This window comes from Rhodococcus sp. 05-2254-5, from assembly GCF_002258575.1.
GTDB classification, from domain to species: domain Bacteria; phylum Actinomycetota; class Actinomycetes; order Mycobacteriales; family Mycobacteriaceae; genus Rhodococcoides; species Rhodococcoides fascians.
On record NZ_NOZG01000002.1, the window covers coordinates 130,254 to 144,542 of the forward strand.

A 14,289-nucleotide genomic window follows, 5' to 3' on the forward strand; every position below is an offset into this window, starting at 1 on the left:
CCATCCCCGTAGTTCTCGGCCGGCGGTCCCGGCGACGACGAGGGCCGGCTGCATCTCACCTTCGCGGGTGAGACGCAACCGGCCCTCGTCGTATGTGTACCTGCGATCAGCTGGCGTCGTATGCCCGGGCCGCGAGTGCCCGAACGACTCCGGCGCGGCCTTCGATCACCAGTCGGCGCAGAGCGGGTGGAAGATCGCCATCGAGGAACCTGTCGGCTGCGGCCAACGACTGCTCGCTGATCGACCACGAGGGGTAGAGGCCCACCACGACGGTCTGTGCGACTTCACTCGATCGACGAGCCCACACGCCGTCGATCGCCTCGAAGTAGCGGTCGACGTACGGCTCGAGCAGCTCGCCCTGGCCGGGGCCCGCGAAACCACCGATGATCGACCGCGCCGTGATGTTCGGAACCGCGTCGTCGTCGACGACGGTCGTCCATGCCCGCTCCTTCACCTCGGCACTGGGACGCGCAGCTCGTGCAGCGGCAGCCGACCGCGCTCCGGCGGCGGTGTTGTCCTTCTCGGCTTCGGCGTCGATGACCGGCGAATCGAGCCCGTCGGCATCGATGGCTCCGGCCGCCGCAAGGGCGGTGACGATGCGCCACCGCAGATCCGTATCGATGTCGAGTCCGGCCAAGGACTGCCCCTGGGCGTCACCGTCCAGGAGAGCGCGCAATACCTCGACATGGCGCTCGCTGAGTTCGGTACCGGTGAGGGCGTTGACGAACGCCAACTGGTGATCCGAGCCCGACTCGGCACCGCGGGCCAGCTCGAGCACTGCGTCGGCGAACTCCGGGACTCCGTGTTCTGCCGCCCACGCCGGATCGGCGTAGCTGGTGACAGCCGTCTGCGCCTGGAGCAGAAGGCGTTGCACCACACCCACTTCGGTCTCGCTACCGATTCCGCGCTGGACCAGAGCCACGAAGTCGCGTGCCTTCATCTCGGCGGACCGAGTCATTTCCCATGCGGCCGACCAGGCGAGAGTGCGGGGGAGCGACTCGGCGATGTCGCCGATCCGATCGACGAGAACACCGAGCGAATCCGGATCGAGCCGCACTGCGCAATACGTCAGGTCGTCGTCGTTGACCAGCACGAGCTTGCCGCGCGATACACCTACGAGCGCTTCGACATTCGTCGATTCGGCAGCATCGAGGTCCAGCTCGACGCGGTCGGTACGCACCAACTTGCCGTCGACGTCGTCGTAGATGCCGATTGCGATGCGGTGTACGCGATGCTCGCCCGCGCCCGGTGCTGCGCCGGTCTGCGACACTGCGAACCGGGTGAACCTGCCCTCCGAGTCGACGTCGAAATCGGGGCTCAGAGTATTCAGGCCGGTGGTCCGCAGCCACTGCGCACCCCAATCGGAGAGATCGCGACCCGATGACTTCTCCAGTGCCGCAAGCAGATCCGAGAACGTTGCGTTGGCGAAGGCGTGATCGACGAAGTAGGCCCGCAACCCGGCCAGGAAGTCTTCCTTACCGACGTACGCAACCAGCTGCTTGAGCACGCTGGCACCCTTGGCGTACGTGATGCCGTCGAAGTTGACCTCCACGGCGGCCAGGTCGGGGATGTCCGCGGCGATGGGGTGCGTCGAGGGCAGCTGGTCCTGTCGGTATGCCCAGGCCTTCTCGACGTTGGCGAACGTCGTCCACGCGTTGGTGTACTCGGTCGCCTCGGACTGGCACAACACGGAGGCGAACGTCGCGAACGACTCGTTGAGCCACAGGTCGTCCCACCACGTCATCGTCACCAGATCGCCGAACCACATGTGCGCCATCTCGTGCAGCACGGTCTCGGCGCGTCGCTCGTAGGAGTACCGCGTCACCTTGGACCGGAAGACGTAATCCTCGAGGAACGTGACGGCCCCGGCGTTCTCCATGGCTCCGGCGTTGAATTCGGGCACGAACAGCTGGTCGTACTTGCCGAACGCATACGGGGTGCCGAAGTTCTCGTGGTAGAAACCGAAACCCTGCTTCGTCTCGGTGAACAGTCGCTCGGCATCCATGTGTTCGGCAAGGGATGCGCGGCAGTAGATTCCGAGAGGGATGGTGCCGTGATCGTCGGTGTACGAATCGGTCCACTCGGCGTAGGGACCGGCGATCAGAGCAACCAGGTATGTGCTCATCAGCGGCGTCGTGTCGAACACGTGCTCACCTGCGGCCGGCTCGGCACCGTGCGCTGCGTTGGAGATGACGGTCCAGCTCTCGGGAGCGGTGACCTTCAGGTCGAACGTGGCCTTGAGATCGGGTTGATCGAAGCACGCGAACATGCGCTTGGCGTCCGCAGTCTCGAACTGCGAGTACAGGTACACCGAACCGTCCGACGGATCGACGAAACGGTGCAGGCCTTCGCCGGTGTGCGAGTAGACGCAGTCGGCATCGACCACGAGTTCGTTGTGTTCGGCGAGATCGACCAGAGCCAGCCCCGTCGACTCGTCGTAGTTCGTCGTGTCGAGCGCTGTGCCGTTGAGCGTCGCCGACCGGATGGTGCCTGCGACGATGTCCACGAAAGTCGACGCTCCGGCGGTCGCGGCGAACGTGATGGTGGTGAGCGAGCGGAACGTCTTCTCGCCGGGATTGCCCTCGCCGTCGGTGAGATCGAGAACGATCGCGTACTTCGTTTCCCCGATGATCGCCGAGCGCTCGGAGGCTTGGTCACGCGTCAGGTTGGGAGCAACCACTTCAGTCGACACCTCTTCGTGTAGTTATGGGTAGTGCCGTCCATCCCATCACGTCCGCCGTGTCGCGCGCTGGCTGACGGGTCGCGTGGAATGTCCGCGCGGTGGCCGGGTGTTACGACATGAAGAGACAGCGACATCGACTTTCGAGGAGCAGACAGTGGCCGGTTCAGGACAGAAAGACACCGCTGATTTTTGGTTCGACCCGCTGTGCCCATGGTGCTGGATCACCTCACGTTGGATTCTCGAGGTCCAGCAGGTGCGCGACATCGACGTCAACTTCCACGTCATGAGCTTGGCCGTCCTCAACGAGGGCCGCGACCTGCCCGAGGAGTACGCCGCGATGATGAAGAAGGCGTGGGGTCCGGTGCGGGTGGCGATCGCCGCGGCGAAGAGCAACGGCGACGAGATCCTCGCGCCGCTGTACGCGGCCATGGGCACGCGAATCCACAACGAGGGCAACAAGGATTTCGACGTCGTCATCCGAGAGTCCTTGGCCGAACTCGACTTGCCCGCCGATCTCGCCTCGGCAGCCGAGAGCACCGATTACGACGAGGACCTGCGCACCAGCCACCACGCAGGAATGGACAAGGTCGGCCCCGATGTGGGCACTCCCACCATTCACGTCAACGGCGTGGCGTTCTTCGGCCCTGTGCTCTCGCGGATTCCACGCGGTGAAGAGGCAGGCAAGTTGTGGGACGCCTCGGTGATCTTCGCGGCGTACCCGCACTTCTACGAGCTCAAGCGCACCCGCAACGAGGACCCGCAGTTCGACTGATCGCGTGACCCTCGTGCGTGGAAACTCGTAGCAGGAGCCGAGCTTTCACGCACGAGGGGCCAGTTCACGCATGAGGGGCTAGTTCGCGCACGGGGGATCAGGCGACGATTCGATCTGAGCCGCTGTCGGTGCCGAACGTCAGATGCTCGCCGAGATGGAAGCGCCTGGCCGACCACGCCGCTACTGCGGCATCGAGGACGTCGTCGACGAGCGGCCCGTTCGGCAGCTCGTCCAGGTCGAGAGCCCCGGTCCATCGTGTCAGTGCGGCCAACCGTTGCCCGACGCCGCGGCCGGTCTTCTTCGATGCGTAGACCGTGGTCGGTGACATCGCCCTGAACGAGCATTCGGGATGCACTTCGACGTACCGTTCCGGATCGAAGTCCGAATCTCGCCACGCCCGGACCGCGGGCAAGATGTGCCACGTTTGTTTACTGATTGCCTTGCCGGTCTTCGACCGCGAGATCGAGCACGCCTGTTCGTACGACACCGCGCCCAGAACATCCGCGACCGGGGTGTGAAAGATCGAACTGCGCGCCGTCCCCAGGAACTTCTTCGCCTCCAGTTCGCTGACGCGATAACCGTCCACGGGTAGCGACAGCGGCATGTCGACGCCCACTCGCGCGCAGTCTCGGGTGTGCTCCAACACGTCGGAGACGGAGGAGCAGGCCGTCCACGTCACTCTCGTGCCGTCGAACAATGCGACCACCCACGCACCCTTCGCGCCGTCGACACCGGCGAATTTCTCGGCTCGTGACATCACCTGTCAGACTCTAGGCATGCGCGTATACCTGGGTGCCGACCACGCCGGCCTCGAGTTCAAGAATCAGATCATCGAACACCTGACGGCAACCGGGCACGAGCCCGTCGACTGCGGTGCGTTCGACTACGACCCGGTCGACGACTACCCGGCCTTCTGCATCGACGCAGCACGTCGCGTCGTCGCCGATCCGGGCAGTCGCGGCCTCGTGCTCGGCGGATCCGGAAACGGCGAGCAGATCGCCGCGAACAAGGTGCCGGGCGCACGCTGTGCCCTCGCGTGGAGCGTCGAGACGGCAAAGTTGGCTCGCGAACACAACGATGCGCAGCTCATCGGCATCGGCGGCCGCATGCACACGTTGCCCGAAGCACTTGCCATCGTCGACGCGTTCCTCGGCACCCCGTTCTCGGGCGAGGAGCGCCACCAGCGTCGCATCGACATCCTGTCCGAGTACGAGCGCAGCGGCGAAGCACCCGAGGTTCCGGGAAAGCCCGAGTAAGTGCCCGAAGGGCATACCCTGCACCGACTCGCTCGGTTGCATCAACGTCGGTTCGGCGGGGCACCGGTGGAGGCGAGCAGTCCCCAGGGACGGTTCGTTTCCGGTGCCGCGCTGATCGACGGCCTCGTCCTCGAGAAGGCCGAGGCGTGGGGCAAGCATCTGCTGCACCGCTACGAATCCGACCTGATCGTGCACATTCACCTCGGCCTGTACGGAAAGTTCACCGAACACGCTGTGCCACTGGACGATCCGGTGGGTGCGGTGCGTCTGCGCATCGTGGGGGAGAAGTACGGTGCCGACCTCCGCGGCCCCACGGCCTGCGAGATCTACACCGAGCAGCAGGTCGACGCCCTCCTGGCGCGTCTGGGGCCGGACCCGCTCCGCAAGGACGCCGACCCGGATGCGGCCTGGGCACGAATATCCAAGTCACGCACGGCCATCGGCACGTTGCTGATGGATCAGAAGGTGCTCGCCGGCGTCGGCAACGTCTACCGCGCCGAGATCCTCTTCCGGCACGAGATCAACCCGATGCGCCCCGGAAAGGACCTCGACCGAGCCGAGTGGGACGCCATCTGGCTCGATCTCGTGGACCTCATGGCCATCGGTGTCCGACGCGGTCGCATCATCACCATCAGGCCCGAGGACGATCACGGCGACACCTACGGTGCCCGCCGACCGCGTTCGTACGTCTACCGCAGGGAAGGCCTCCCGTGCCGCGTGTGCGGAGCCGAGATCCTGCACTCGACGATGCAGGCGCGAAACCTGTTCTGGTGCCCCGTCTGTCAGGCGACCTAGAGGCCGCCGAAGTCCATTCCGCCGCCGTCGCCGCCGAACATGTCGCCGCCCCCGTCGTCGATGGCACCGTATTCCGTGTCGCCGCCGCTGTAGTCGTCACCAGCACCCCCGTCGGAACCGTCGGCACCCAGGTCGCCGCCGGCGGCAGTCTCGTCCGGCACCCCGGCCATGCCGGAGAACATCGCCGAGAACAGGAACATCGAGCCCATTCCCCATGCGCCGGCGACCAAGGCCGGACGCCACCACGGCTCGGAGTACCAGCCTGCGGGGACGGGTCGGCCCGCCACTCGTCCGCCGGGGTAGTAGTTCGGGGTCCGGTCCGACGGATCCGGTGAGGCTGCGATCTCTCGTCCCTCGAAGTCGACCTTGCGTTCCTCGGTGACGCGACCTGCCTGCTGTTGGCCGTCGATGCCCTGTACCTCGGGGCCCGGGTCCATTCCCATCGCCAGGCGCGCGGCGCGAATGTAATAGAGCCCTTCCAGTGCGGTCTGTTTGGCCAGCCTCGCCTGCTCGACGGTCGTCGCCTGGTCGATCTGCGAGCCCGCTGCGATGTTGCGCTCGGATGCGTCGGCGAGGGCCTGCTTGGATGCGGTGTCGGAGCCGACCAAGTTGTACACCTGGCCGCCCAGCCGTTCGATCGACTGGCGGGCGTCGGCCTTCGCGTCGGCCAGTGCGGTGGCCGCGGCCGCGGCGGAGTTCTTCTTGCTGCGCAGCACCAGCAGTGCCACGACGGCCACGACGATGACGATCAGGACGATTTCCACTTCTGAGCCTTCCATCGGCGATACATGTCCAGTTCGTCCGATTCACTCGAACACTGTCGACGATACGCGGACACGAAAAAGCCCCGCACTCGTGAAGTGCGGGGCTTTCGATGGAGCCGATGACGAGAATCGAACTCGCGTAGCCTGTTTGGAAGACAGGGGCTCTACCATTGAGCTACATCGGCGTGCAAACAACAGTCGTGGGATCGCCAGTTCCGTCGCCTGCGTTTCAAGACTGTACCCAAAGCGGTTGCCGGATCCAAACCGGCCCGTCGAGCCCGGTCTCACGGAACGTCATGGGTGGGGCGCCCATGAGGGGCTACTATCGGTTGCTGTTCAATGGTGTCCGTACGACGGGGTGTGGCGCAGCTTGGTAGCGCATCCGCTTTGGGAGCGGAGGGTCGCAGGTTCAATTCCTGTCACCCCGACAAATGAGAGCCGCGGGCACGGCTCACCGTGCTCGTGGCGAGCGGAAGACAGCAAGCCAGAACTGCCAGCAAGCAAGAATCACCACAAAGGAGCATGTCCCGTGAAGAGCACCGTCGAGCAGCTGAGCCCGACGCGAGTCCGTATCAACGTTGAGGTGCCCTTCGAGGAGCTCAAGCCTGATTTCGACCGCGCGTACAAGGCTTTGGCTCAGCAGATCCGCCTCCCCGGATTCCGTCCCGGCAAGGCTCCGGCCAAGTTGCTCGAGGCGCGAGTCGGCCGTGGTGCAGTACTCGAGCAGGTCGTCAACGACGCTCTTCCCTCCCGCTACTCCGAGGCCGTGACCAACGAGAAGGTCAAGGTCATCGGCCAGCCCGAGATCGAGATCACCAAGATCGAAGACGGCACCGAGCTCACGTTCACCGCCGAGGTCGACGTGCGTCCCGAGATCGAGCTGCCGGATTACTCGACCATCAGCGTCGTGGTCGATCCGCTCGAGATCAAAGACGAAGCCGTCGACGAGCAGCTGCAGTCGCTCCGCCAGCGTTTCGGCACCCTCACCGGTGTCGATCGTCCGGTCCAGTCCGGCGACTTCGTTTCGATCGATCTCTCGGCCACGGTCGACGGCGAGAACGTCGAAGAGGCCACCGCCAGCGGGCTGTCCCACGAGGTCGGTTCCGGCCAGCTCATCGAGGGTCTCGACGACGCGATCATCGGCGTCTCGGCCGACGAGTCGAAGGAGTTCACCTCCACGCTCGTGGCCGGTGAGTACGCGGGCAAGGAAGCCGTCGTCACGGTCAAGGTCGTGTCCGTCAAGGAGCGCGAGCTGCCCGAGGCCGACGACGAGTTCGCCCAGCTCGCCAGCGAGTTCGACACGTTCGACGAGCTGATGGCCGATCTGAAGACGCGCGTCGAGCGAGTCGCGAAGGTCGAGCAGGCCGGTCAGATTCGCGACAAGGTGCTCGAGACGCTGCTCGAGACGCTCGAGATTCCGGCTCCCGAGGCCGTCGTCAAGGCGGAGGTCGATTCCCAGGTGCACGAGGCCATCCACGGCCTCGACCACAACGAGGAAGCGCTCGCCGAGTTGCTCGAGTCGCAGGGTTCGAGCCGCGAGGAGTTCGACAAGGACGTCAAGGAGGGTGCCGAGAAGTCGGTGCGCACCCAGCTCCTCCTCGATGCCATCGCTGAGGCCGAAAACACTCAGGTCGGCCAGGACGAGCTGACCGAGCGGATCATCTTCCAGGCCCAGCGCTACGGCATGCCGCCCGAGCAGTTCATCCAGCAGGTGCAGCAGGCCAACCAGCTCGGTGCCGTGTTCGCCGACGTCAAGCGCGGCAAGGCGCTTGCCTCGGTCGTCGAGCGCGTCACCGTGACCGACACCAACGGAGCCAGCGTCGACACCGCCGAGCTGTTCGGCAGCCCTGCCGATGCTCCCGACGAGGTCGAAGCAGCTGATTCTTCCGAGGGCGAACAAGAGAAGTAACGCTCACAGCGAACGACGGCGGTTCCGGGACTCCGGAGCCGCCGTCTTTCGTTAGTGTCTGTGTCAGGAACCAACGATTTGTTATGGAAAAGGCAGGTACCGTGACTGTTCAGAATCCGGCGGCTTCGCACGAGCAGAGTCCCGTCATGACTTCGGCCGCAGCAGGGCTGAATCTCAGCGACTCCGTGTACGAGCGTCTGCTTCAAAACCGCATCATTTTCCTCGGTACCCAGGTCGACGACGACATCGCCAACAAGTTGTGCGCGCAGATCCTGCTCCTGTCGGCCGAGGACCCCACCCGCGACATCTCGCTGTACATCAACTCGCCCGGTGGCTCGGTCACCGCAGGTATGGCGATCTTCGACACCATGGAATTCGCCGAGTGCGATATCGCCACCTACGGGATGGGCCTGGCTGCCTCGATGGGCCAGTTCCTGCTCTCGGCCGGTGCGAAGGGCAAGCGGTACGCCCTTCCGCACGCGCGCATCATGATGCATCAGCCTTCGGCCGGTATCGGCGGCAGCGCTTCGGACATCGCGATCATGGCCGAGCAGTTCGCGCACACCAAGCGTGAGATGGCCGAGCTCATCGCTCAGCACACCGGCCAGACCGTCGAGCAGATCACCGAGGATTCCGACCGTGACCGGTGGTTCACGGCACAGGCGGCCAAGGAATACGGGTTCGTGGATCACGTCGTCAGCCGCGCGCGGCAGGCCGGCGGAGTCGGCGAGTAATTCGGCCGCTACCGGCGACCCTCGATCACTCACATCTTGGAGAAACGATGACAAACCTGTTCGATCCCAACCAGTTGCCGTCCTCGCGGTACATCCTTCCGTCCTTCGTCGAGCACTCGAGCTACGGCGTCAAGGAGTCGAACCCGTACAACAAGCTGTTCGAGGAGCGCATCATCTTCCTCGGCGTTCAGGTCGACGATGCGTCTGCCAACGACGTCATGGCACAGCTGCTGGTGCTCGAGGGCCTCGACCCCGACCGTGACATCACGATGTACATCAACTCGCCCGGTGGCTCGTTCACCTCGTTGATGGCCATCTACGACACGATGCAGTACGTCCGCGCCGACGTGGCGACAGTGTGCCTAGGCCAGGCGGCTTCGGCTGCCGCGGTACTGCTCGCAGCCGGTACCCCCGGCAAGCGCGCGGCTCTGCCGAACGCACGAGTGCTGATTCACCAGCCCTCGAGCGGCGGAATCCAGGGCCAGGTCTCGGACCTCGAGATCCAGGCCGCCGAGATCGAACGTATGCGTCGACTCATGGAGACCACCCTCGGCCGCCACACCGGCAAGGATCCCGACGTGATCCGCAAGGACACCGATCGCGACAAGATCCTCACCGCCGAGCAGGCCAAGGACTACGGCATCATCGACACCGTGTTCGAGTACCGCAAGCTCTCGGCTCAGAAGTAGCACGCAAGTACCACCGGTCGGATCGCCTCGCGGTCCGGCAGACGATCGGACGCCGGGCACGAGTGGACAACTCGGCCCGGCTGTCTCGATTCACGCCCCGAATGCCGTGATTGGTGAAAACGGGCGGCGAATCACCGGAAACAACCCGCCCATGTTCGGCGAACACGGGTAGCGTCGCATCCAAGAACTCGGTCGGAGCATCTCGAACTCGGCATGCCATCGATCGAGAAGTAGCCCGTCCTTCCGCGTATGCGGTCGGCCGGGTCGTACGCGGACAAGGAAGTAGGAACCTCCGAATGGCACGCATCGGTGACGGTGGCGATCTGCTGAAGTGCTCGTTCTGCGGCAAGAGCCAAAAGCAGGTCAAGAAGCTCATTGCAGGACCAGGGGTGTACATCTGCGACGAGTGCATCGACCTGTGCAACGAGATCATCGAGGAGGAGTTGGCCGAATCGAGCGAAGTCAAGCTCGACGACCTGCCCAAGCCTTCCGAGATCAAGGACTTTCTCGAGAACTACGTGATCGGCCAGGACGCTGCGAAGCGCACGTTGGCCGTCGCTGTCTACAACCACTACAAGCGCATTCAGGCCGGCGACAAGGCGCGCGATGTGCGCGGCGAATCCGTCGAGCTGGCCAAATCGAACATCTTGATGCTCGGTCCCACCGGGTGCGGCAAGACGTATCTGGCCCAGACCCTCGCCAAGATGCTCAACGTGCCGTTCGCGATCGCCGACGCCACCGCACTGACCGAAGCCGGGTACGTGGGTGAGGATGTCGAGAACATCCTGCTCAAGCTCATCCAGGCCGCGGACTACGACGTCAAGCGGGCCGAGACCGGCATCATCTACATCGACGAGGTCGACAAGATCGCTCGTAAGAGCGAGAACCCGTCGATCACCCGCGATGTCTCCGGTGAAGGCGTACAGCAGGCACTGCTGAAGATCCTGGAAGGTACCCAGGCCAGCGTCCCGCCGCAGGGCGGACGTAAGCATCCGCATCAGGAGTTCATCCAGATCGACACCACCAACGTGCTCTTCATCGTCGCCGGTGCTTTCGCAGGTCTCGAGAAGATCGTGTCCGATCGCGTCGGCAAGCGCGGTCTCGGGTTCGGAGCCGAGGTGCGTTCCAAGGCCGAGATCGACACGCAGGATCACTTCGCCGAGGTGATGCCCGAGGATCTGATCAAGTTCGGTTTGATCCCCGAGTTCATCGGTCGTCTCCCGATGATCGCGTCGGTGACCAACCTGGACAAGGAATCACTGGTCACCATCCTGTCCGAACCGAAGAACGCGTTGGTCAAGCAGTACCGTCGACTCTTCGACATGGACGGCGTCGAGCTCGAGTTCACGTCCGAGGCACTCGAGGCAATTGCCGATCAGGCGATCCTGCGTGGCACCGGTGCTCGTGGGTTGCGCGCCATCATGGAAGAAGTGCTGCTTCCGGTGATGTACGACATCCCGAGCCGGGACGACGTGGAGAAGGTCGTGGTCACGGCAGAGACGGTCAACGACAACGTCTTGCCGACCATCGTTCCGCGCAAGCCCGAACGCCCGGAGCGACGCGACAAGTCGGCCTGACCAGCTCCGGCACGACACGGAACGAGCCCCGATCATCGAACGCGATGATCGGGGCTCGTTCTGTTTCAGGGAGGGTGTCAGCCGAGGACCGAGATGTGCGGGTGCAGGTCCGGGTCGACCGCGGCACACCGCTGCGCCACCAACGGGTCGTGGCCCGGCACGACATGCTCGGGGCTGTCGGCGAGTTCCTTGATCCGGTCGAACGCGCCGAACATGTCCGGCAGGCAGTGCAGAATCGCGAAGGGACTGTCGGATTCGATGTTCTCGTAGAAGTGACTCGCATCCGACGCCAGCACCAGGGTCCCGCGCTCGGTGTGCACGCTGACTACCTGCATGCCCGCGGTATGTCCGCCCACCGCATGCACCGAGAGTCCCGGTGCCAGTTCGCGGTCGCCGTCGACGATGTCGAGACGCGGACTTCCCGTGACGTGGTCGATGTCGGACCGCGAGTGCAACCAGCGTTCCTGCCCGACGCGGGTCGCCCACGGACCGTTCCAGTAGTCGAGCTCTTTCTGCTGGACGACGTAGCGGGCCGACGGCAGATCTGCGACGACTCCGGTGTGGTCGTAGTGCAGATGGGTCAGCACACATACGTCGATGTCACCGGGGGAGATTCCCAGCTCTCCGATGAGGTCCACGGGGGAGCCGACGTAGTCCAGTCCCTTCATCCGTGACGCCGTCGCCGGTGCGAGACCGGCGTCGACGAGGACGGTCTCGGTGTCCGACAGTGCGAGCCACACGTAGTACGCGGTGGGGTGCGGCTCGTGACCCCGGTCGTCCGCATAGTGGAAGTGCGTGCTGCGCAGGGATGTTCGGCTCGCATAGCGCACGGCGTACACACGCCATTCACCGCTACGGTCCGGTCGCAGTCCGTCGATCATCGCGGGTCAGTTCGACGTCGTACGAGCGACCGACTCGCGCCGAGTCGTTCGAGTGGATCGTCCCAGCTCGTCGGTGGGCGTGCGATAGGTCTCCTTGGACGTGGACACGATCGCAACGTTGACGGCGCAGAACACGGCGGTGACGATGGCGACCGGCAACCACGCACCGATCTCGGCCCCGGCGATGGCACCGGCAATGGTGGGCGCGAATCCTGCTATGGCGAAACCGATCTGGGTACCCAGCGCAGTTCCGGTCAGACGTACCCGAGCCGGGAACATCTCGCCGTAGAACGAGGGCCAGACACCGCCCGTCGCGCTGTGGACGAAACCGAACATGACGATGCCGAAGACGAAGATGAGCGCGTAGTTTCCGACCGAGATGGACCAGAGGTATCCGAACATGAGGATTGCGCAACCGATCGATCCGAACAGGAACACCGGCTTGCGACCGACGCGATCGGACAGCGACCCGAAGAACGGGAGTGCGAACAGCGCGACGACGTTGGCGAGTACGCCGACCCACAGCATCGGAGTTCGTTCCAAGCCGACTGTGTTGACTGCGTACGACAGCGCATAGACGGTGAATATCGTACTGACCGAGGCGATCACGGCGGCAAACATGACTCGAAGAACGGCGGGCCAGTGCTCGGACAGCAGTTCGGTCAGCGGGAGACGCTGCGGCTCGGCGGACGCCACCTCTTCCTCGAAGACTGGGGTCTCGTCGAGCGAGCGCCGGATCAGGAATGCGGCGACAACGACGAAGGCGCTGAGGAAGAACGGGATTCGCCAGCCCCAGCTGAGCAACTGGTCCTCGGGGAGCATGGCGACCGGGAGAAAGACTGCCGTGGCAAGGATCTGACCGCCCTGGGTGCCGCTGAGGGTGAAGCTGGTGAAGAACGCCCGTCGGTGGTCGGGTGCGTGCTCGAGGGTCATGGAGTTGGCACCCGCCTGCTCACCGCCCGCAGAGAAGCCCTGGGCCAGGCGCAGCAGGACCAGGATTATCGGGGCCGCGAGGCCGATGGATTCGTACGAGGGAAGGACGCCGACTCCGAGAGTGGCGACTCCCATCAGCAGGACGGTGGCAACCATGACCTTCTTGCGGCCGTAACGGTCACCGATGTGACCGAGCACCAATGCGCCCAGTGGGCGGGCCAGGTATCCGACCCCGAAAGTCGCCAGGGCCAACAACGTTCCGGTGGCGGGGTTGGAACCGGGAAAGAACACGCGGCCGAAGACCAGCGCAGCGGCGGTGCCGTAGATGAAGAAGTCGTAGTACTCGAGGGCGCTGCCCACCCAGGCCGCGGTTGCGGCTTTACGCGGGTTGGCTCCGGGGCGCAGGGGCGGGTGACCGGACGTGAGGGGATCCATCGGTGTCGTCTCTTTTCGTGTGACGGGAAGCCGGGCGCACAGTTCGACATACACGACCCGATCGGCCGCTAATGTACGAAATAGTTAACTCCGGGCGCTCTTAGATATTGAACGTGATCCATGCCACGTGTCAACCCCCGATGCGATGCGGGTCGCTCGATCTCGGTGTCAGGCGTCGGTGGAGGTGAGGAACGCGATGATCATGTCGCCGAGCATGGCCCGCAGTCGTGTGCGGTGCGCCGGGTCGGTGAGGTCGCGACCGAACAGTGCCTCGAACGTGTATCGGTTGGACAGCCGGAACACGCAGAAGCTGCTGATCGCCATATGGATGTCCAACGCGTCGACATCGGTTCGGAAGAGCCCGTCGGCCTGCCCGCGCGCAAGAATGGAGGCCAACAGCTCGGCGGCCGGATTACCGAGATTGCTCAGCGCCTCGGAGGTGCCGATATGTTCGCCGCGCAGAATGTTCTCGGTCGACACCAGCCGGATGAAGTCCGGGTTCTGCTCGTGATGGTCGAAGGTGAGCGATGCGATGGCGCGGATCGCCTCGACCGGACCGAGTCCTTCGACGTCCACGGCTCGTTCGCGCTCGCGGATGCGGAGGTAGGACCGCTCCAGAACGGCCTTGTACAGGCCTTCCTTGTCGGTGAAGTAGTAGTACAGCATCCGCTTGGTCGTGTGTGTTCGCTCGGCGATCTCGTCGATGCGTGCGCCGGCGAAGCCCTTGTCCGCAAACTCCTCCGTGGCTACCTCGAGGATGTTGTGTCGGGTCAGATCGCTGTTGCGCCGACGTTTGACGGCCGGTCCGCTGTCGTCGGAGGTGTCGGTTGTACGCGGAGCCATGGGTCGACTCTATCGCCG

General features: G+C 64.4%; 13 protein-coding genes and 2 tRNA genes. 8 read left to right on the top strand and 7 right to left on the bottom strand.

Features of this window, described 5'->3' with window-relative positions; genetic code table 11:
- Positions 1 to 106: 106 nt before the first annotated feature.
- Positions 107 to 2,680, bottom strand: a complete 2,574-nt coding sequence (pepN, locus tag CH278_RS01580) for an aminopeptidase N (RefSeq protein ID WP_094621024.1) — start codon at positions 2,678 to 2,680, stop codon at positions 107 to 109.
- 157 nt (positions 2,681 to 2,837) lie between these two features.
- Between pepN and CH278_RS01585 the strand changes: the two genes are divergently transcribed.
- Complete coding sequence (locus CH278_RS01585) at positions 2,838 to 3,455, top strand: mycothiol-dependent nitroreductase Rv2466c family protein (RefSeq protein ID WP_032368211.1); 618 nt, start codon at positions 2,838 to 2,840, stop codon at positions 3,453 to 3,455.
- A gap of 97 nt (positions 3,456 to 3,552) precedes the next feature.
- Here the strand turns inward: CH278_RS01585 and CH278_RS01590 are convergent, their stop codons facing one another.
- Entirely contained in the window at positions 3,553 to 4,212 is a 660-nt protein-coding gene (locus tag CH278_RS01590; protein ID WP_094621197.1) for a DUF429 domain-containing protein, read from the bottom strand.
- A gap of 19 nt (positions 4,213 to 4,231) precedes the next feature.
- On the opposite strand from CH278_RS01590, the gene CH278_RS01595 reads away from it, so the two are divergent.
- Both CH278_RS01595 and CH278_RS01600 read left to right on the top strand, forming a co-directional pair.
- Positions 4,232 to 4,711 (top strand): ribose-5-phosphate isomerase, encoded by a 480-nt coding sequence (locus CH278_RS01595; RefSeq protein ID WP_032374451.1) that lies wholly within the window; start codon positions 4,232 to 4,234, stop codon positions 4,709 to 4,711.
- The gene (locus tag CH278_RS01600; protein ID WP_032368209.1) at positions 4,712 to 5,506 is read left to right on the top strand and encodes an Fpg/Nei family DNA glycosylase; all 795 of its coding nucleotides are present in this window, start codon (positions 4,712 to 4,714) and stop codon (positions 5,504 to 5,506) included. It begins immediately after the preceding gene.
- Here CH278_RS01600 and CH278_RS01605 read toward each other — a convergent pair.
- Positions 5,503 to 6,270, bottom strand: coding sequence for a hypothetical protein (locus tag CH278_RS01605; protein WP_094621198.1), 768 nt, complete (start codon positions 6,268 to 6,270; stop codon positions 5,503 to 5,505). The two genes, CH278_RS01600 and CH278_RS01605, sit on opposite strands and share 4 nt — an antisense overlap.
- Before the next feature lie 111 nt (positions 6,271 to 6,381).
- Positions 6,382 to 6,455, bottom strand: a tRNA-Gly gene (locus CH278_RS01610).
- A gap of 169 nt (positions 6,456 to 6,624) precedes the next feature.
- Here CH278_RS01610 and CH278_RS01615 point away from each other — a divergent pair.
- The 5 genes from CH278_RS01615 to clpX all read left to right on the top strand — a co-directional run bounded on the left by CH278_RS01615 (position 6,625) and on the right by clpX (position 11,179).
- A tRNA-Pro gene (locus tag CH278_RS01615) sits at positions 6,625 to 6,698 on the top strand.
- A 101-nt stretch (positions 6,699 to 6,799) separates the two neighbouring features.
- Positions 6,800 to 8,179: a trigger factor gene (tig, locus tag CH278_RS01620; protein WP_045841278.1), complete on the top strand. Its 1,380-nt coding sequence runs from the start codon at positions 6,800 to 6,802 to the stop codon at positions 8,177 to 8,179.
- 83 nt (positions 8,180 to 8,262) lie between these two features.
- A complete protein-coding gene (locus CH278_RS01625; RefSeq protein WP_072692168.1) occupies positions 8,263 to 8,913 on the top strand; it encodes an ATP-dependent Clp protease proteolytic subunit in 651 nt (216 codons plus the stop codon).
- A gap of 47 nt (positions 8,914 to 8,960) precedes the next feature.
- Positions 8,961 to 9,602 (top strand): ATP-dependent Clp protease proteolytic subunit, encoded by a 642-nt coding sequence (locus CH278_RS01630; RefSeq protein WP_008715342.1) that lies wholly within the window; start codon positions 8,961 to 8,963, stop codon positions 9,600 to 9,602.
- A gap of 296 nt (positions 9,603 to 9,898) precedes the next feature.
- Complete coding sequence (clpX, locus tag CH278_RS01635) at positions 9,899 to 11,179, top strand: ATP-dependent Clp protease ATP-binding subunit ClpX (RefSeq protein WP_027497577.1); 1,281 nt, start codon at positions 9,899 to 9,901, stop codon at positions 11,177 to 11,179.
- A 77-nt stretch (positions 11,180 to 11,256) separates the two neighbouring features.
- On the opposite strand, the gene CH278_RS01640 is transcribed toward clpX, so the two are convergent.
- The 3 genes from CH278_RS01640 to CH278_RS01650 form a co-directional block, all read right to left on the bottom strand.
- Entirely contained in the window at positions 11,257 to 12,060 is an 804-nt protein-coding gene (locus CH278_RS01640) for an N-acyl homoserine lactonase family protein (protein ID WP_032384523.1), read from the bottom strand.
- Positions 12,061 to 12,066: 6 nt separating this feature from the next.
- Entirely contained in the window at positions 12,067 to 13,428 is a 1,362-nt protein-coding gene (locus CH278_RS01645; RefSeq protein WP_032368463.1) for an MFS transporter, read from the bottom strand.
- Positions 13,429 to 13,596: 168 nt separating this feature from the next.
- Positions 13,597 to 14,271, bottom strand: a complete 675-nt coding sequence (locus tag CH278_RS01650) for a TetR/AcrR family transcriptional regulator (RefSeq protein WP_094621026.1) — start codon at positions 14,269 to 14,271, stop codon at positions 13,597 to 13,599.
- Between the last annotated feature and the right edge of the window lie 18 nt (positions 14,272 to 14,289).

What these genes read in the sequence shown, in the direction of transcription:
- CH278_RS01640 (WP_032384523.1), bottom strand. Translation starts at nt 12,060, where the DNA reads ATGATCGACGGACTGCGACCGGACCGTAGCGGTGAATGGCGTGTGTAC.
- CH278_RS01590 (WP_094621197.1), bottom strand. Translation starts at nt 4,212, where the DNA reads ATGTCACGAGCCGAGAAATTCGCCGGTGTCGACGGCGCGAAGGGTGCG.
- CH278_RS01625 (WP_072692168.1), top strand. Translation starts at nt 8,263, where the DNA reads ATGGAAAAGGCAGGTACCGTGACTGTTCAGAATCCGGCGGCTTCGCAC.
- CH278_RS01650 (WP_094621026.1), bottom strand. Translation starts at nt 14,271, where the DNA reads ATGGCTCCGCGTACAACCGACACCTCCGACGACAGCGGACCGGCCGTC.
- CH278_RS01645 (WP_032368463.1), bottom strand. Translation starts at nt 13,428, where the DNA reads ATGGATCCCCTCACGTCCGGTCACCCGCCCCTGCGCCCCGGAGCCAAC.
- CH278_RS01595 (WP_032374451.1), top strand. Translation starts at nt 4,232, where the DNA reads ATGCGCGTATACCTGGGTGCCGACCACGCCGGCCTCGAGTTCAAGAAT.
- CH278_RS01630 (WP_008715342.1), top strand. Translation starts at nt 8,961, where the DNA reads ATGACAAACCTGTTCGATCCCAACCAGTTGCCGTCCTCGCGGTACATC.
- clpX (WP_027497577.1), top strand. Translation starts at nt 9,899, where the DNA reads ATGGCACGCATCGGTGACGGTGGCGATCTGCTGAAGTGCTCGTTCTGC.